Here is a 16,686-nt window from a genome sequence, read left to right on the forward strand (position 1 = left end):
GAGCCAGGTCCGGGGCCGGACGGCCGGGGATGACGGGCCGGCCGTCGCGCATCGCCGTGGCGAGCAGCGCGGCGTGCTGTTGCAGGGCCGGCAGCTGCCAGCGGCCGAACAGGGTGCTGGCGCCCTCGTACATCTGGGCGTCGTACTCCTCGGGGGTGGTCACGTAGTGGCCGTAGGCGTTCGCGTAGCCCTGGATGAGGACGTGGTCCGGATCGGTACCGACGGACTCGGCGACGGTGCGGCGCAGGCGCAGGCCCGCGACGATCGTCACCTCGAAGGGCAGGCAGAGCAGATACAGCGACCCGATGCGCAGCAACTGGAGCGGCAGGACCTCCTGCCCGAACGGGACGAAGCGATTCAGGAGGCTGATGGGCGCGGCGAGCGTCTTCGGGGCCTGCGAATCCTGGAGCCGGTGCGAAAGGCGGTAGATCCCATGGCGGGACAAGGCGTCCAGGACCGGGTTCTGCTCGGCGCCGACGAAGCGCCAGCCGGTCGGGCCGTCGGGCAGGGCGCCGGCGAAGGCCGTGGCGCCGGGGACCGCGTGCGAGGTGCGGTGCGACAGGCCGTCGCCGGTGAAGCGGGGGCCGACGCGGACCGCGGCCATGTCGACGTGGACGATTCGGTGGTCCAATCCGCCCTCGAGGATCTCGGCGTCCTCGTTGGCCGCCAGCAGTTTCGCCGCCGCTTCGTACTGCCGGGTGCCGATGATCCGGGTGTTCTCGAACTCGTCCTCGGTCGGGCCGCTGCCGGGCCGCAGGTTCAGGTTCGGCGACAGGTCCCCGGCGTTGGTCTGGGCGAACGCGGTGACCAGGGGCGGTTCGGCGTCGCCGTCGAGATAGTCGATCCCTGACACCTCGCGCTCCCAGTGGTACGCGGCGTAGCCCTTGTTGTCCGCGCTGACCAGCCGGCTGCGGTTGGTCATGCTGGTGTTGTGGACGGCGAACCAGCTGATCAGACCGACCGGGGCGCCGTCGCGCTCGATGGCCAGCAGCGTGGTCGCCGGGTCCACGGCGTCCGGAAAGGCGGCCTTGTCAGCACCCGGATTCCGCTCGAAGGCGCGGCGGGCCCGGTTGACGCTGGCCCCGTGCAGTTCGCCGCGGTTCAGGCGCAGGGCGGCGGGCCGCAGATCGGCGATGGCGCGGCGGGCGGCCTCCACGATGCCGTCGACGATCGCGCGGAACGTCTGGGGCCGGAAGCCGCCGGTGTTGCTGTTGTAGACGGCGTGGTGCGAGTAGCCGCCGGGGCCGCAGTGGGTGTGGGTGGCGGTGATGACGACGTTCGCCGCGGTGTAGGTGGAGGGCAGCCGGCGCAGGACGGCCTGGGTCACACTGCTGAAGACCAGCGGCAGGTCGCAGACCACGAGCAGCAGCCGGCGGTCGCCGTCGGCCAGCGCGAAGGCCCGGGCACGCAGCCGGGTGTGCAGCCCCGCCGCCTGTTGCTCCGGCAGTCCGTAGCCCAGGAGCCCGCACTCGGCGATCTCCCCGGTGATGTCGGCGATGCCCCGCCCCGCCAGGTAGCCCATGCGGATCACGTAACGCGCACCCGATAACCGGTGTCAAGCACCACCACGGTCTGAGACCATCAAGACATGGCTGACGAGACGGCGAGCGGAGTGAACGGACCCCTGGCAGTCCGCTACAACGCCATGCCCGCGAGCAGCCACTCCGGACGGCACCGAGCCGAGGCGGTCATCCCGGCCGCGGAGCTCACCTGGCGCTTCTCCCGCTCGGCCGGGCCCGGCGGCCAGGGCGTCAACACCACGGACAGCCGCGCGGAACTCTCGTTCGACCTGCTGGCGACGACGGCGCTGCCGCAGTGGCTGAAGTCGCGCGCCGCCCAGGCGCTGGCCGGGCGGCTGGTGAACGGGGTGCTGACGGTGACGTCGAGCGAGCAGCGCTCGCAGTTGCAGAACCGTGAGGCGGCCCGGGAGCGGCTGGCGCGGGTGCTGGCCGAGGCGCTGGCCCCGCCGCCCGCACCGCGCCGGGAGAAGAAGACGCCGGCGGGGGTCACGCGGCGCCGGCTGGAGAACAAGACCCGGCGGGGGCAGACGAAGCAGCTGCGGCGGCGGGTGGACGACTACTGATGTGAGTTCGGGCCGGCTCACGATCGGGCTCGAACTCGGCCTCACGATCGGGCTCGAACTCGAACTCGGCCTCACGCCCGAACTCCGGCTCCGGCTCGCCGGGGTACCGCTGATGGCGGGTTCGGGGATGCTGATCCTCAAACCCGTGCGGGAGGGCGCGCAAGGCGCTTGAGCGGGCCGCCCTCTCGGCGAGAAGCGTCGCGGCTACTCGGCCGCGGGGCCCTTCGCCGACTCGCCCTTGGCCTTAGCCTTGGCCTCGCTCTTCATACCGTCCTTCGCCAGGCCGTCCTTCTTCGGGCTGTCCTTCTTCAGGACATCCTTCTTCAGACCGTCCTGCTGCTTCGGCACCTCGGCGACCGCCTCGGCGGTGCCGACCGTGGCCGGGGCGGCGGCCTCGACGGCGGCCAGCGCCGCGTCCTCGGCCTCGAAGTGATCCTTGGCCCGGCCGAGCTGCTTGCCCATGTTCTTCAACAGGGCCCACAGCGCGACGCCGATCGCCAGCACGATCAGGAACGCGACCAGCCCCGGCTTCGTCTTGTCGAGGCTTTGGCTGCTGGCGAGCACCGGCTGGGCGGGTGTGAGCAATCCGGACACAGCGTTCATGCCCCGCAGTCTACGAGCAGACTCCGGCGGGCTCGTGCACACCCTGCCCCTGGGCCCCGCACTGCGCCTTCTCGTACTCGCGCACGCCCGCGAACAGGTCGTCCTCGGGCAGCGTGGTGTCGATCACCGAGCGGGCCAGTTCGAAGTCCTCGGTCGGCCAGATCGCCCGCCGGACGTCGTTCGGGGTGCGGAAGAACGGGCCGTCGGGGTCGATCTGGGTGGCGTGCGCCTTCAGGGCGGCGTCGCGGATCTCGAAGTAGTCCCCGACCGGGACCCGGGTCGTGATCTCGCGCTGCGGCCAGGTCTGGCGTTCCTTCAGGAGTTCCCAGTAGGGGGACTCCAGACCACGGTCCAGCAGCTCCTGGTGCTCGGCCTCCAGCCGGGCCAGGGACCACATCACGTCGTAGTACAGCTTCAGCGGCTGCCAGGGCTCGCCGGCGTCCGGGTACTTGGTCGGGTCACCGGCCGCGTCGAAGGCGGCGACCGTGACCTTGTGGGTCATGATGTGGTCCGGGTGCGGGTAGCCGCCGTTCTCGTTGTAGGTGACGATCACCTGCGGGCGCTGCTGCCGGATCAGCCGGACCAGCGGCTCCGCGGCGGTCTCCAGGTCCTGGAGGGCGAAGCAGCCCTCGGGCAGCGGCGGCAGCGGGTCGCCCTCGGGCAGGCCGGAGTCGACGAAGCCCAGCCACTCCTGGCGCACGCCCAGGATCTCCCGGGCCCGGTCCATCTCCTTGCGGCGGACGTCCAGCAGGTTGGCCTCGATCTCGGCCTGGACCGCCGGGTCCTTCTTCAGCTGCGGGTTGAGAATGTCCCCGCGGGAGCCGTCGGTGCAGGTGACCACCAACACGTCCACCCCCTCGCGGACGTAACGCGCGGCGGTGGCCGCACCCTTGCTGGACTCGTCGTCCGGGTGCGCGTGGACGGTCATCAGGCGCAGTTCATGCGTCACGGTGTTCCTCCATCAGTAGCCGCCCGAATATACTGGCGCACGAGTCCGACACTGCGCACATCCGAATCGCGCTCAGTCCGATGAAGGCCAGGTGAACCGAGTTGACGTCCGAGGTGCAGGACGAGGTGGTCGCGCGCTACGCGCGTTCCTCCGGCCTGTCCAGACGTTCGCGGATCACCCTGGCCGTGGCGGGTGTGCTCGCGCTCACAGGCGTGGTGTCGTATATCGGCCTGAAGCAGGCCTCCCCGACGCTGAACGCGACGGTCTTGGGGTACCAGGTTACCTCTGACCACGCGGTCGACGTCCGCTTCCAGGTGGACGACCGGCAGAGCGACCGGGCCGCGACCTGTACCGTGCGGGCCCGGGACTACGGCGGGAACGAGGTGGGCCGACTGGATGTCCCGGTCCCCATCGGCCACCGGACCCAGGTGCTCAGCGCGACGATCCGGACCAGCAGCCGGGCGATCAGCGGCGAAGTACTGGACTGCCAGCTCAACTAGGCCCCGGCGTCCACAGCTGATTCACCCGGCGTTATCCGTCCGTGCTCCTTGTTACGATCGCCATTCTGTGCGTGACTGAAAAGCACGGTCCCTCAATGAGTAGAACCCCTAGGAGTACCCGTGACCCAGACCAACGACAGCGTCACCTGGCTGACCCAGGACGCCTACGACCGGCTCACCGCCGAGTTGGATCAACTGTCGGGACCGGGCCGCGTCGAGATCGCGCAGAAGATCGAGGCCGCTCGGGAAGAGGGCGACCTCCGCGAGAACGGCGGCTACCACGCGGCCAAGGAGGAGCAGGGCAAGATCGAGCTGCGCATCCGTCAGCTCACCCAGCTCCTGGAGCACGCCCGGGTCGGCGACTCGGTGGAGTCCGGCGTGGCGGTGCCCGGCGCGGTGGTGACCATCGCCTTCGACGGCGACGAGGACGACACCCTGACCTTCCTGCTCGGCTCGCGCGAGGACGCCGCCGACAACATGGAGGTCTACTCGACGCGGTCGCCGCTGGGCGGTGCGATCAACGGCAAGAAGATCGGGGAGCGGGCCGAGTACGAGCTCCCCAACGGCAAGCCGATGATGGTGAAGCTGATCGACGCCAAGCCGTACACCGGTTGAGGCGGCCGTCAGGCACGCTTTCGTGCAGCGGCCCTCGCGTGCAGACCACGCGGGGGCCGCTTGCTTTATGTTCGAGTTCTGGTTCGGGCTTTGGCTCGGGCTTGGTTCGGTTTTGGTTCGCGTCTTCCTTTGTGTTCGGGCTTTGATTCCCGGCTCGGCGAGCGCCGGCTCAGCTGTGGCTCGACGTGGGATGCGAGGCCGGCGTGGACGAGGGCGAGGACGGGCCCTGCGAACTGCTGTCCGTCGAGCTCGGCAGGCCGGAGGAACTGGAGCTCGACGCGGTGCTGGTGTCGGTCGGCTGATCGGACCGGCTGGTGGTGCTCGAGTCGGCCGAGGAACTGGGCGTCCCGGCCGCCGAGGAGTGGGTGTAGCTCGGGTACGACGAGGGCGAGTGATGCGAGTAGGTGTGCTCGTACGTGCTCGTCGAGGTGGGGATCGGCTCGGTCGGCGGCACGGTGTCCCCGGTGCCGGTTGCGGTCGGCGCGTCGGTCTGCTGCGCGGGGCCCGGCGCGGGCTGGCCGCCATCTGGCGACTTCCCGGACGAACTCATCGCCAGCGCCACGGAGAGCCCCAGCACGGCCGGTACGGCGACCGCCGCGGTGATGAGCGCCTTGCGGCGCACCTCGGGCCGCAGACCCCCGCGCAGACCCCCGCCACGGCCGCCGAGGCCGGTGGTGCCGCCCGGGTAGGGCTCGGCCGCGCCGCGCCGGCGGACCGGGGGTTCTCCGGGGTCGTAGCCGTCAGGGTCGTAGCCGTCGGGCTCGTAGCCGGAGCCCGCGCGCCGGCCGCCGGAGTCGGCGAGAGAGGCCGGGAGCTCGTCGTAGACGCGGGTCCCGTCCGGGACGGCCGCGTGGCCGCGGCGGCCTCCGGAGTCGCCCAGGGAGGCCGGTATCTCTTCGTAGACCCGGGTGCCGTCGGCCGGGAAGTCGGCCGCGTATGGCATCCGGGCGGTCGCGCCGGGCAGGCCGCCCGGCGCGGTTCCGGGTATCGCGCCGGGTATCGCACCGGATATCGCTCCCGGCAGCGCGCTGAGCTGAGCGGTCTCCTCCAGCGGGCTGACCCGGCCGTGACGGCCGCCGGCCTCGGTGTAGGAGTCGGTGTAGGAGGGCGAGCTCGCCGGATATCCGTTCTCGTATTCGTCGTGACCGTACCCGGGGCCAAAGCCGGACGCGGCGTTCTCCCCGAACGCCGCGTCGCGACCGTACCGGCCAGCCGGGCCGGCGTCGCCGTATAACCCTTCTTCGTACCCGCCCGCAGCGGCGGCGGCAGCGGCGCCGGCAGCTCCGACAGCCCCGACAGCCCCCGCGGCCGCGTATCCGGCCTCGGCGCCGGGCCGCCGACGCCGGCGCCCGCCGGAGTCGGTCAGGGTGTCCTCGTAGCCGCTGGGGGTCCCGGAGTAGCCGGCGTGCATACCGCCCGCGCCGACGTCCTCGCCGGCCTCGACCGGGCCGGCCAGCACGTGCCGCAGCGCCTCGGCCATCTCGGCGCCGTCGGCCCAGCGGTGCGCCGGGTCCTTCTCCAGCGCGTGCCACAGCACCTCGACGACGGGGGCGGCGACGTAGTCGGGCAACGGCGGTGGCGGCTCGTGCATGTGCATGTACATCACGGCGGCGGTGCTGGCGGCCTGGAAGGGCTGGCGGCCGGACAGCAGTTCGTAGCCCAGGATGCCGACGGCGTAGACGTCGGCGCCCGGGGTCGGGGTCTCGGCGTGGAAGAGCTCGGGAGCCAGGTACGGGACGGTGCCCATCAGCGCGTCGGCGGCGGTCAGGCCCAGCGACTCCGGGGAGCGGGCGATGCCGAAGTCGGCCAGCACCACGCCGCCGGCGGTGAGCATCACGTTCGCCGGCTTCACGTCCCGGTGCACCACGCCGGTGCGGTGCACGGCGGCCAGCGCGTCCAGTAGCGAGGCCAGCACCTTCATCGCGAACCGGGGCTCCAGCGGCCCGGTGCGGGCCAGCACCCGGTCCAGCGACTCGCCCTCGATGAACTCCATCACCAGGAACGCCGCGCCCGGGGTGTCCGGGTCGGCGGTGTCGGTGTAGCCGTAGTCGTAGACGCCGACGATGCCGGGGTGGTCCATCATGGCCATCACCCGGGCCTCGGCGACGAAGCGGGCCCGGAAGGTCGGAGCGTCCAGCAGCGCGGGCAGCACGATCTTCACCGCGACGGTGCGGCCCAGCACCAAGTCCCGGCCGCGCCACACCTCACCCATCGAGCCGCCGCCGATGCGGTCGATCAGCTCGTACCGGTCGTTCAACACCTCGCCCGGTCTAGGTCCTGCCATCGGTCCCCCCTGCTGCTGTTTGTTGCGCCCCCTTTCCCCAAGAATATGACGCCGTAACATCGGGGTCGGTTGCCGAGGTGCTCGATCATGCCAGGATCGTGCTCGATTTCACGCCGAAACCGAGCGGTACTTGCGCACCGACAGCGGGACGAACACCGCCAAAATCAAAAGTGACCAGAAGAGCGACACCCAGGGGGCGTGCTCGATCGGCCACGGCATTTTCACCGTCGGCCCATAACCATCAGGGTTTCCCCACAGTGATCGCAAGGCCTGCACGGTCGAGGAGACCGGATTCCAGTCCGCGACGTCCTGCAGCCACTGCGGCGAGATCTTGCGCGAGGGCACGAACGCGTTGGACAGGAAGGTCAGCGGGAAGATCCAGATGAAGCCGATGGTGTTGGCCGCCTCCACGGTCCGCACCGACAGCCCGATCGTGGCGCCGATCCAGCTCATCGCGTAGGCGAACAGCATCAGCAGCGCGAACCCGGCGATCGCCTTGAGCACCCCGTCGTGGATCCGCCAGCCGACGACCAGCCCGCAGGCCGCCATCACCACCAGCACGAACAGGTTCTGCAACCAGTCCGCGGTGGTCCGGCCGGCCAGCACCGCCGAGCGCGAAATAGGCAGTGAGCGGAACCGGTCGATCAGGCCCTTGTGCAGGTCGTCGGCCAGGCCCACCGAGGTGGTCGCGGCGGTGAAGGCCAGGGTCTGCACGAAGATGCCGGGCAGCAGGAACTCACGGTAGGCGGTCTCGCCGCCGGCGCCGGGGATCGGGATCGCGCCGCCGAAGACATAGGCGAACAGCAGCACGAACATGATGGGCTGGATCGAGGAGAAGACCACCATCTCCGGGATCCGGGTCATCCGGCGCAGGTTGCGCAGGGTGACGACCCAGGCGTCGTGCAGGGCGGTGGCCGGGCCGTGCCCGCCGAGCGGGACCGGGGGCGCCAGACTGTCCGAACTCATCGTGCTGCCTCCTGCGGCTCCTGGCCGTCGCCGGCCCCTCGGCCGGCGTCGAAATCGCCGCCGCCCTGTTCCTCGTCCTCAGCCGAACGCCCGGTGAGCTGGAGGAACACGTCGTCCAGGGTGGGGCGGCGCAACGCCACGTCGTCGATCTTGATGCCCAGGCCGTCCAGCTCCCGGATCGCCTCGACCAGCAGCTGCGCCCCGCCGGAGACCGGCAGCAGGATCTCCCGGGTCGGCTCGTGCACCCGCGGCTCGGCCGTCCCCATCCGGCCCAGCAGCGCCGCCGCCTCGCCGAGCCGATCCGGATCGGAGACCACGATCTGTAGCCGCTCCCCGCCGATCTGCGCCTTGAGCTGGTCCGCGGTCCCCCGCGCGATCACCTTGCCGTGGTCCACCACGGCGATCGAGTCGGCCAGCCGGTCGGCCTCCTCCAGGTACTGCGTGGTGAGCAGCAGCGTGGTCCCACCCTTCACCAGCCCGGCGATCACATCCCACATGGCGATCCGGGTCCGCGGGTCCAGCCCGGTCGTCGGCTCGTCCAGGAAAATCACCGGCGGCTTCACCACCAGCGCCGCCGCCAGGTCCAGCCGCCGCCGCATCCCGCCGGAGTAAGTCTTGGACGGCCGGTCGGCGGCATCGCTGAGCGCGAACTCGTCCAACAACTCCCCCGCCCGCTTCAAGGCCGAGGCCTTCCCCATGTGGTAGAGCCGCCCGACCATGACCAGGTTCTCCCGCCCGGTCAGGTTCTCGTCGACCGCCGCGTACTGCCCGGACAACCCAATCACCCGCCGCACCTCGTTCGGCTTGCGCAGCACGTCGATCCCGAGCACCCGCGCACTACCGGCGTCCGGCCGCAACAGCGTGGTCAGCACCCGCACCGCGGTGGTCTTCCCCGCCCCGTTCGGCCCGAGCAGCCCCAGAATGGCGCCCTCCGGCACCGCGAGGTCCACACCGTCAAGGGCGCGGACCTCCTTGGTCTTCTTGCCTCCGCCGTAGATCTTGACCAGACCTTCGGCCTCGATTGCTGCCATGGACCGACCGTAGATGAGGCTTCCGACACTATGTGCGCGCGTGATCGCTGGCGGTAGGCCGAATGGATGAATAGTCGATGCGTCTCAGAACGAAGTCGGCTCCGGCTGATACCCGGCCGCCCGCAGCCGCGAAATCAGCGTCTCAGCGTGCGCGATCCCCCGCGTCTCCAGTTGCAGCGCCACCTCGACCTCGCCGAAGGCCAGCGAGGGGCGGGTCCACAGGTGCTCGATGTCCATCACGTTCGCGTCCGCCTCGCCGAGCTCGCTCAGCAGCTTCGCCAGCGCGCCGGGGCGGTCGGGGATGCGCAGGCGCAGGGCCAGGAAGCGGCCGGCGGAGACCAGGCCGTGCCGGATCATGCGCATCATCAGCAGCGGGTCTATGTTGCCGCCGGACAGCAGCGCGACCACGGGTGCCTCGAAGCCGCGGGCGTCGTCCATCACGGCCGCGACGGCTGCGGCGCCGGCCGGTTCGGCGACCAGTTTGGCCCGCTCCAGCAACAGCAGCATCGCCTTGGACAGCGACTCCTCGGAGACCACGCGGATCTCGTCGGCGAGCCGGGTGATCAGGTCGAACGGCAGGTCGCCGGGCCGTCCGACGGCGATGCCGTCGGCCATCGTCGCCATCGCGGGCAGCTGCACCGGCTTGCCGGCGGCCATCGAGGGCGGGTAGGCCGCGGCCCCGGCCGCCTGCACGCCGACCACCCGCACGTCCGGCCGGACCGCCTTGACCGCCGCCGCCACCCCGGCCAGCAGCCCGCCGCCGCCGACCGAGACCACGATGGTGCGCACCTCGGGGCACTGCTCCAGGATCTCCAGCCCGACCGTGCCCTGCCCGGCGATCACGTCGGGGTGGTCGAAGGGGTGGATGAAGGTGGCGCCGGTCTCGGCGGCGAAGGCGCGGGCCGCGATCAGTGCCTCGTCCACGGTGTGCCCGGCGAACCGCACGTGCGCGCCGTAGGCCTCGGTCGCGGCCACCTTCGGCAGCGGCGCGCCCTCGGGCATGAACACCGTCGACTTGCTGTCCAGCAGCGACGCCGCCAGCGCCACGCCCTGCGCGTGGTTCCCGGCGCTGGCCGCGACCACCCCGTTGGCCCGCTCGGCGGCCGACAGGTTGGCGATCCGCACATACGCCCCGCGGATCTTGAACGACCCGGTCCGCTGCAGGTTCTCGCACTTGAAGTGCACATGTCCCCCGACCTGCTCGGAGATGCTGCGCGAACCCTCCAGCGGGGTCCTGCGCGCCACACCTTCCAGCAGGTCACGCGCCTGCTCGATGTCTTCCAGGGTCACAGTCGCCGTTGACATGATCCCAGTCTCGCAGGTCACCGTCGGCCCCACGAGCCACCGTCCGAAACTACTTGCATGGCGCATGCATCCAGGTATATGCTTGCAGCAACCAAGCATCCTGACCCAGCGGCCCGCCATCCACACGGAGACGAGAAGGACGATGAACGGCGACGAGAGCTCCGGCACCCCCCTCACCGACGAGGAGTACAGCGAGCTCGGCAAGACCATGGGCATGTTGTTCCAGCGCATCATGCGCTCCCGCAAGGAGCCCGAGGGCGGGCAGGTCGCCGCGCTGGGAATGCTGGCCAAGTGCGGGCCGGTACGGTCCAGCGACCTGGCCAAGAACCTGTTCCTGGACCAGTCGACCGTCTCCCGCCACGTCGCCCACCTGGAGGCCGACGGCCTGGTCGAGAAGGTCGCCGACGCCTCCGACCGGCGCGCCACCCAACTGCACGTGACCGAACTCGGCCAGAAGCACATCCAAGACTTCTGGCAGAAGCGCATCGACGCCATGCGTGAGGGCTTCGACCACTGGGAGCCGCAGGACCTGCGGACCCTTTCCCAGCTGATGACCCGCTACGTCGAGGACTTCAGTGCCCTCATCGCCAAAAGCGCTGAACCAAAGAACGGCCCCACAACGGAAGACGGAACCGAGAATGACTGAGAAGACCGCCGAACCCGAGAACATAACGAGCCCTCCGGCACCACAGGTAGCCGAGGGCTCGACCATGAGCCACAAGCAGATCCTGGTGGTCTTCGGCTCCCTGATGCTGGGCCTGCTGCTGGCCTCGCTGGACAACACGATTGTCAGCACCGCCATCCGCACCATCATCGGCGACATCGGCGGCCAGAACGGCCTGGCCCGGATGCCCTGGGTGACCACCGCCTACGTGCTGGCCTCCACCGCGGCCACTCCGATCTACGGCAAGCTCTCGGACCTGTTCGGCCGCAAGCCGCTGTACATGATCGCGATCGCGCTGTTCCTCACCGGCTCGGCGCTGTCCGGCCTGTCGCAGAACCTGGACCAGCTGATCGCCTTCCGCGCGCTGCAGGGCCTGGGCGCCGGCGGCATCATGGGCCTGACCTTCGCCATCGTCGGCGACGTGGTCCCGCCCCGCGAGCGCGGCAAGTACCAGGGCCTGTTCGGCGGCGTGTTCATGCTGGCGATGGTGGCCGGCCCGCTGCTCGGCGGCATCTTCACCGAGCACAACGCGATCCTGGGCATCACCGGCTGGCGCTGGGTGTTCTACGTCAACCTGCCGATCGGCATCATCGCGCTGTTCGTCATCAGCGCCGTGCTGCACCTGCCCAAGCGCCGGATGAAGGCGACCATCGACTACATCGGCGCGACGCTGGTCGTGGCCGGCGTGGTGGGCCTGCTGCTGGCGGCGCAGATGGGCGGCCAGCAGTACGCCTGGGGCTCCCCGGTCATCATCGGCCTGGCGATCGCCGGCGTCCTGCTCCTGGTGGCGTTCGTCCTGTGGGAGATCCGCACGCCGGAGCCGATCCTGCCGATGCGCCTGTTCCGCGGCGCGGTCTTCCGGGTCTCGAACATTATGGGCTTCCTCATCGGCATGGTGATGATGGGCGCGATGATGTACATCCCGTTCTACTTCCAGGTCGTGAACTTCGACAGCCCGACCAAGGCCGGCCTGCGGATGCTGCCGATGATGGTCGGCCTGCTGGCCACCTCGATCAGCTCCGGCCGGATCATCAGCAAGACCGGCCGCTACCGGTTCTTCCCGATCGCCGGCATCGCGACGACCACCGTGGGCCTGGGCCTGATGACCACCATGGACGAGAACACCAACTTCGTCCTGGCCGGGCTGTTCATGTTCATCGTCGGCCTGGGCCTGGGCGCCACGATGCAGGTGCTGGTGCTGGCCGTGCAGAACGCCGTGGACATGAAGGACATGGGCGTGGCGACCACGTCGACCACCTTCTTCCGCTCCCTGGGCCAGACCTTCGGCGCGGCCATCATGGGCGCGATCCTGACCAACCAGCTGACCAGCCACCTGAAGAGCAACGCCGGTCCCGGCGCGGCCCTGGCGCCGGTGCGCGAGCACGGCATGGAGATCCTGCAGAGCCAGGACGCGATGGGCAAGCTCCCGGCCGCGGTGCAGCACGTGCTGATCCACTCGTTCACGCAGGCGCTGTCGACGGTGTTCCTGGTGGGCGCCGCACTCAGCCTGATCGCCTGGGTCGCCAGCTGGTTCCTGAAGGAGCACAAGCTGCGCTCGATGGCGCCGGCCGATGTCGCCAAGCAGGCGGGGTCGTCGGATGTCGAGGCGCCGGCTATGGCGCACTAAATATTTAGTGCGCACAACTAAGAACACTGTGGCCGCCTGGGGTTTCCCGGGCGGCCGCGATGTTTTTGTGGCCTGATTCAGTGGGTTCCGGTTCAGGGGGTTATTGGTCAGCCGCGGGAGCCGACGTCCGCCAGGTCAGTCCGCGCGGTCCGCCAAGTCAGTCCGCGCGGTCCGCCGACCAGTACGCGTCACCGCGCAGGATCAGCGCCGCCGCGCCGACCAGGCCGGCGTCCTGACCGAGATCGGCCGGAACCACCTTCAGATTCTTGGTGAAGTCCAGGCGCGCGTGCCGGTGGAGCGCGCCGCGCAGGGGCTCGAACAGCAGCTCGCCGGCCTGCACGATGCCGCCGCCGATCGTCACCAACTCCAGGTCGCACAGCGCGGCCGCGCCGGCGATGGCGACGCCGAGTGCGGTACCGGCGCGGGTGAAGGCGGCCTCGGCGATGCCGTCGCCGGCCCGGGCGTCGTCGGTCAGGTCCTTGCCGGTGCGGCTCTCCTGCCCGGCGCGCCACCCCTGCGCCGCCGCCCACGCGGCCATGCGTGGTCCACTCGCGACAGCCTCCAGGCAGCCGGTGCCGCCGCAGGCACAGGGCGTCTCCTGGTCCACGACGATGTGCCCGATGTGCCCGGCGTTGCCCTTGGCCCCGTCGATGAGCCGGTCGCCGAGGATCAGGCCGCCCCCGACCCCGGTCGAGACGACCATCCCCAGCATGTTCGCGGCCCCGCGCCCGGCCCCCTGCCAGTGCTCGGCGGCGGCCAGGCAGATCGCGTCGTTGTGCAACCGCACGTCCCGCTGGAAGTCTGCCTCCAGCCGCCACCGCAACGGAAACCCGCGCCACCCGGGGATGTTGAGCGGCGACACCTCCCCGGCCGGCCACCGCATAGGCCCACCGCACCCCACACCCACCGCCCGGAACGCGCCGCGCTCGTAGGGCAGGTGGTCGACGGCGTCGAGCAGGGTGGCGTACAGCACCTCGCCATCCGCATCCGCCCCGGCCGGCGTCGGCGCCCGGAACGAGGCCAGCACCTCGCCCCGCGCATCGACCGCGCCGACCGCCATTTTCGTGCCGCCGATGTCGATCGCCAGTACCGGGGCTTCGGATGCGTCGGGGCTGTCTGGGGCGCTCCCGAAGGTGTCAGTCACCGTCATGGTGGACACCTTAGGCGGTTTTGTATCAGCTTCCAGAGAAGCCCTGCAGATAGGTGACCTGCTGGCGCAGCGCCTGCGCGGTGGCCGGGGTGATCGAGCCCTGATTCAGCTGCGCCGCGATGGTCTCGGTGAGACCGGCCAGCGCCTCGTTGTAGGCGTTGGAGCCGGGCAGGGCCGGCTTGAGCTGGTTGACGGCGTTGGTGAGGGCCGACTTGGCGTTGGTGTCGGTGACCTGGGTGGCGATGACGACGGTGATTTGAGCTACGGCTTGCTGCGGGGAAGTGGGTTGCGCAGCCGAGGGCGCGGTGTCGTTGGGAGCGGTGTTGGACCCCGTGGGCGCGCCTACGGGGCTGGCTCCGGGACCGGCCGGTGCGGAGGGGCCGCCGGCGGTGGCTGACGGGGCGGTGGGTGACGCGCCGCCGGACGCCCCGCCCGCGGGGGCGGTCGAGGGGCTGCCGTTGCCGCCGGATGCTGCCCCACTGGGCACGCCTGCGCTGGATCCGCTGTTAGTGCCAGACGCGCTGACGCCGGGACCGCTCGCGCCGGGGCCACTCGCGCCGCCGGTGGTGACGTTCCCCGAGCCGCTGGGCGAGATGCCGGGCACGGCACCGGAGGCGCTGGCGCTGGCGCTGGCGCTGGCGTTGGCGTTGGCGTTGGCGTTGGCGTTGGCGTTGGGGAGCGAGGGCGAGCCGCCGATGCTGGACGCGGTCGAGACCGGCAGCGCGGTGGACGTGGAGCTGGAGCCGGAGCTGTGGACGGCGTAGCCGATCCCGATGCCGACCACCACGCCGATGAGGATGCCGCCGGAGGCTAGGAGCCACGGCTTCGGCTTCGGGGCGGCGGCTGCTGCGGCGGCGGCAGCTCCGGATGCACCGCCGGCTGAACCACCGCTGCTGGCTGCGCCGGCGAGCGCCGCGCCTGCTATTGCGCCGCTTGCTGCCGCGCCGGTGGCGACACCCGCTGCCGAACCATTTGCCGCCGCGCCACTGGCGACACCTGCTGCCGAACCGCTCGCCACCGCGCCGCCCGCCATACCAGCCGCAGCGCCAGTTGCCGCTGCACTGCCTGCCGCGCCTGCCGCAGATCCGTTTGCCGCTGCACCGCTGGCGACGCCCGCCGCCGAACCGCTCTCCGCCGCGCCACCTATCGCACCCGCCCCGCCTGCCGTGCCGGCCACAGCACCAGTTGCTGCTGCACTACCTGCCGCACCCGCAGCTGAAGCAGTCTCGGCGCCAGCCAACTCCGCACCAATCACCGCACCCGCAGCGCCAGCCGCCAACACACCCGCAGCGGAACCACTTGCCGCGCCAGCCGCGGCGCCGTTAGCTGCTCCACCACTCGCCGCCGAACCGGCAGCTGCGGCCTCGGCGCCAGCCAACTCCGCACCGATCACCGCACCCGCAGCGGAACCGCTTGCCATGCCTGCCGCAGCGCCGTTTGCCGCTCCACCGCTCGCCGCTGAACCGGCTGCTGCGGCCTCGGAGCCGAACAACTCAGCGCCGATCACCACTCCCACAGCGCCAGCCGCCAACACACCCGCAGCCGTACCTGCCCCCGCCGAACTCTGAGCTGGCAGCTGCTGCGTCTCAGCGCTGGCCGCCGCCTCAGCAAGCGCCGCCGCGACCGCAGCCGCACTCGCGGCCTCTATCGCAGCAGCCTGCTTCGCCTCCGCCGCCGCGAGCTCCGCCAAGTGCCGCGCCTCGAGTTCCGCCACCGCGGCTGCGACTGCTGCGGCCAGCGCGACTTCCGCCGCCTCGGCGTGGCTCGCGGACTCGGCAGCGTGCCGTTCCTCTGCCTCGGCGACAGCTGCCGCGACCGCAGCCGCGATTGCTAGCTCGGCAGCAGACGCGTGCTCGGCCTGCGCAGACTCCAGCTCGCCGGAATGCCGCTCCTCGCTGCCGGCCAACTCCGCGCGGTGGCGTTCCTCGGCTTCCACGACAGCAGCCGCGACGGCAGCTCCGGCCGCAACCGCAAGCGCCTCCTCGCCGACCGAGGCATGCTCGGCCCGCACCGACTCCAGCTCCGCGCGATGCCGTTCCTCAGCCTCCGCGACAGCAGCCGCCACCGCGGCGCCAGTCGCAGCCGCAAGCGCCTTCTCCGCAAGCGATGCGTGCTCGGCGCGCGCCGACTCCAGCTCCGCCGCGTGCCGCTCCTCGACCGCGGCGAGTGCTGCTGCGGCGGCAGCGGTGGCCGCTGCGCGTTCCGTGGCGTGGGACGTGCGTGCGGCCTCGAGGTTCAGGCCGTGGCGTGCCTCGGTCGCGTTGAGCTTGTTGCGGTGTCGTTCTTCGGCTTCGGCCAGTGCCGCCGCCACCGCTGCGGCGACCGCTGCCGCGGTGGTGGCCTCCGCCTCGGCGAGCGGGATCGAGTCCTTGCGGGCGGCGCCGGCTGTGGGGCTCACGGCGGGGGTCCACGCGCCGGAGTCCGCGTCTTCGACGCTCGACGCCAGCGAATCGGTTCGCGCCTCGGCCGCCAGGGCCAGCGCCGCTGCGGCTGCCGCCACGCGTTCTGTCACGATCGGCGGCGGTGCCAGTTCGGCCAGCGGGTGGGCCCGCAACGCCTCGGCGATCTGCGCCATCGAGGGACGCTCGCCTGCCTCGTCCGACAAGCTGTGGGCGAAGATCTCGGCCAGCTCGGAGCCGCTTCCGAAGTACTCGGTCAGGCGCTCCAGGGCCAACTCGCGCCGGTACGCCAGCAACGCCGCCGAACCAGCGGCAGCGTGTGCAGCGCCGGAGCCGTGCCCGGCCGTCGAGCGAGCCGAACCTGCCGAGCCAGCCGAACCGGCCAAACCGGCCAAGCCGACGGAGCCAGCCGCAGCCGAGCCGGCGACCCCGGCAGCACTGGCAGCGCCAGCAGCGTCACCAACGCCAGCAGCGCCGAGTGCCCCCGCACCCCTGTCCGCCCCCGAAACC

Annotated in this window: 16 protein-coding genes; 6 read left to right on the top strand and 10 right to left on the bottom strand. The window is 71.0% G+C overall.

The annotated features are described in order from the left end of the window. Positions 1-1,522, bottom strand: a 1,522-nt coding sequence (locus tag IZR01_RS39345; RefSeq protein ID WP_194926822.1) for a neutral/alkaline non-lysosomal ceramidase N-terminal domain-containing protein, incomplete at its 3' end; no start/stop codon positions are given. Between the two features lie 66 nt (positions 1,523-1,588). On the opposite strand from IZR01_RS39345, the gene arfB reads away from it, so the two are divergent. Together arfB and IZR01_RS39355 are read left to right on the top strand one after the other, a co-directional pair. Further along, a complete protein-coding gene (gene arfB, locus IZR01_RS39350; protein WP_228561113.1) occupies positions 1,589-2,083 on the top strand; it encodes an alternative ribosome rescue aminoacyl-tRNA hydrolase ArfB in 495 nt (164 codons plus the stop codon). A gap of 1 nt (position 2,084) precedes the next feature. Further along, entirely contained in the window at positions 2,085-2,255 is a 171-nt protein-coding gene (locus tag IZR01_RS39355) for a hypothetical protein (protein WP_194926818.1), read from the top strand. Between the two features lie 32 nt (positions 2,256-2,287). Here the strand turns inward: IZR01_RS39355 and IZR01_RS39360 are convergent, their stop codons facing one another. Beyond that, the gene (locus IZR01_RS39360; RefSeq protein ID WP_194897420.1) at positions 2,288-2,686 is read right to left on the bottom strand and encodes a hypothetical protein; all 399 of its coding nucleotides are present in this window, start codon (positions 2,684-2,686) and stop codon (positions 2,288-2,290) included. A 10-nt stretch (positions 2,687-2,696) separates the two neighbouring features. Continuing rightward, positions 2,697-3,635, bottom strand: a complete 939-nt coding sequence (gene mca, locus IZR01_RS39365; protein ID WP_194897419.1) for a mycothiol conjugate amidase Mca — start codon at positions 3,633-3,635, stop codon at positions 2,697-2,699. A 101-nt stretch (positions 3,636-3,736) separates the two neighbouring features. On the opposite strand from mca, the gene IZR01_RS39370 reads away from it, so the two are divergent. Continuing rightward, positions 3,737-4,135 (top strand): DUF4307 domain-containing protein, encoded by a 399-nt coding sequence (locus IZR01_RS39370; protein ID WP_194897418.1) that lies wholly within the window; start codon positions 3,737-3,739, stop codon positions 4,133-4,135. Positions 4,136-4,255: 120 nt separating this feature from the next. Next, on the top strand, positions 4,256-4,750 hold the full coding sequence (gene greA, locus IZR01_RS39375) for a transcription elongation factor GreA (RefSeq protein WP_194897417.1): 495 nt from the start codon (positions 4,256-4,258) through the stop codon (positions 4,748-4,750). 169 nt (positions 4,751-4,919) lie between these two features. Here the strand turns inward: greA and IZR01_RS39380 are convergent, their stop codons facing one another. The 4 genes from IZR01_RS39380 to ilvA form a co-directional block, all read right to left on the bottom strand. Continuing rightward, the gene (locus tag IZR01_RS39380) at positions 4,920-7,034 is read right to left on the bottom strand and encodes a serine/threonine-protein kinase (RefSeq protein WP_194926819.1); all 2,115 of its coding nucleotides are present in this window, start codon (positions 7,032-7,034) and stop codon (positions 4,920-4,922) included. A gap of 108 nt (positions 7,035-7,142) precedes the next feature. After that, entirely contained in the window at positions 7,143-8,000 is an 858-nt protein-coding gene (locus tag IZR01_RS39385; RefSeq protein WP_194897415.1) for an ABC transporter permease, read from the bottom strand. Beyond that, a complete protein-coding gene (locus IZR01_RS39390) occupies positions 7,997-9,031 on the bottom strand; it encodes an ATP-binding cassette domain-containing protein (RefSeq protein ID WP_194897414.1) in 1,035 nt (344 codons plus the stop codon). The genes IZR01_RS39385 and IZR01_RS39390 overlap by 4 nt, the downstream gene beginning before the upstream one ends. Before the next feature lie 84 nt (positions 9,032-9,115). Next, positions 9,116-10,336 carry a threonine ammonia-lyase gene (gene ilvA, locus IZR01_RS39395; protein ID WP_194897413.1) on the bottom strand — a complete coding sequence of 407 codons (1,221 nt, stop codon included), beginning with the start codon at positions 10,334-10,336 and terminating at the stop codon, positions 9,116-9,118. Between the two features lie 142 nt (positions 10,337-10,478). Here ilvA and IZR01_RS39400 point away from each other — a divergent pair, with 142 nt between their 5' ends. Both IZR01_RS39400 and IZR01_RS39405 read left to right on the top strand, forming a co-directional pair. Continuing rightward, positions 10,479-10,982, top strand: a complete 504-nt coding sequence (locus tag IZR01_RS39400) for a MarR family winged helix-turn-helix transcriptional regulator (protein ID WP_194897412.1) — start codon at positions 10,479-10,481, stop codon at positions 10,980-10,982. Then, positions 10,975-12,627 carry an MDR family MFS transporter gene (locus tag IZR01_RS39405; protein WP_228555499.1) on the top strand — a complete coding sequence of 551 codons (1,653 nt, stop codon included), beginning with the start codon at positions 10,975-10,977 and terminating at the stop codon, positions 12,625-12,627. Before IZR01_RS39400 ends, IZR01_RS39405 begins: the two co-directional genes overlap by 8 nt. Before the next feature lie 157 nt (positions 12,628-12,784). On the opposite strand, the gene IZR01_RS39410 is transcribed toward IZR01_RS39405, so the two are convergent. The 3 genes from IZR01_RS39410 to IZR01_RS51540 form a co-directional block, all read right to left on the bottom strand. Further along, positions 12,785-13,777 (bottom strand): ROK family protein, encoded by a 993-nt coding sequence (locus IZR01_RS39410; RefSeq protein ID WP_194926820.1) that lies wholly within the window; start codon positions 13,775-13,777, stop codon positions 12,785-12,787. A 25-nt stretch (positions 13,778-13,802) separates the two neighbouring features. Beyond that, positions 13,803-16,451 carry a RodZ family helix-turn-helix domain-containing protein gene (locus IZR01_RS39415; protein ID WP_228561114.1) on the bottom strand — a complete coding sequence of 883 codons (2,649 nt, stop codon included), beginning with the start codon at positions 16,449-16,451 and terminating at the stop codon, positions 13,803-13,805. Further along, the coding region (locus IZR01_RS51540) for a hypothetical protein (RefSeq protein WP_228561115.1) at positions 16,433-16,686 on the bottom strand (254 nt) is incomplete at its 5' end. The genes IZR01_RS51540 and IZR01_RS39415, both read right to left, overlap by 19 nt.

Origin of the sequence: Catenulispora pinisilvae (assembly GCF_015356865.1) — a bacterium.
GTDB lineage: Bacteria > Actinomycetota > Actinomycetes > Streptomycetales > Catenulisporaceae > Catenulispora > Catenulispora pinisilvae.

Bases quoted from the DNA above. Each gene is read 5' to 3' on its own strand.
- IZR01_RS39390 (WP_194897414.1), bottom strand. From the start codon at position 9,031: ATGGCAGCAATCGAGGCCGAAGGTCTGGTCAAGATCTACGGCGGAGGC.
- IZR01_RS39405 (WP_228555499.1), top strand. From the start codon at position 10,975: ATGACTGAGAAGACCGCCGAACCCGAGAACATAACGAGCCCTCCGGCA.
- arfB (WP_228561113.1), top strand. From the start codon at position 1,589: ATGGCTGACGAGACGGCGAGCGGAGTGAACGGACCCCTGGCAGTCCGC.
- IZR01_RS39360 (WP_194897420.1), bottom strand. From the start codon at position 2,686: ATGAACGCTGTGTCCGGATTGCTCACACCCGCCCAGCCGGTGCTCGCC.
- IZR01_RS39380 (WP_194926819.1), bottom strand. From the start codon at position 7,034: ATGGCAGGACCTAGACCGGGCGAGGTGTTGAACGACCGGTACGAGCTG.
- IZR01_RS39410 (WP_194926820.1), bottom strand. From the start codon at position 13,777: ATGACGGTGACTGACACCTTCGGGAGCGCCCCAGACAGCCCCGACGCA.
- IZR01_RS39400 (WP_194897412.1), top strand. From the start codon at position 10,479: ATGAACGGCGACGAGAGCTCCGGCACCCCCCTCACCGACGAGGAGTAC.
- IZR01_RS39385 (WP_194897415.1), bottom strand. From the start codon at position 8,000: ATGAGTTCGGACAGTCTGGCGCCCCCGGTCCCGCTCGGCGGGCACGGC.
- ilvA (WP_194897413.1), bottom strand. From the start codon at position 10,336: ATGTCAACGGCGACTGTGACCCTGGAAGACATCGAGCAGGCGCGTGAC.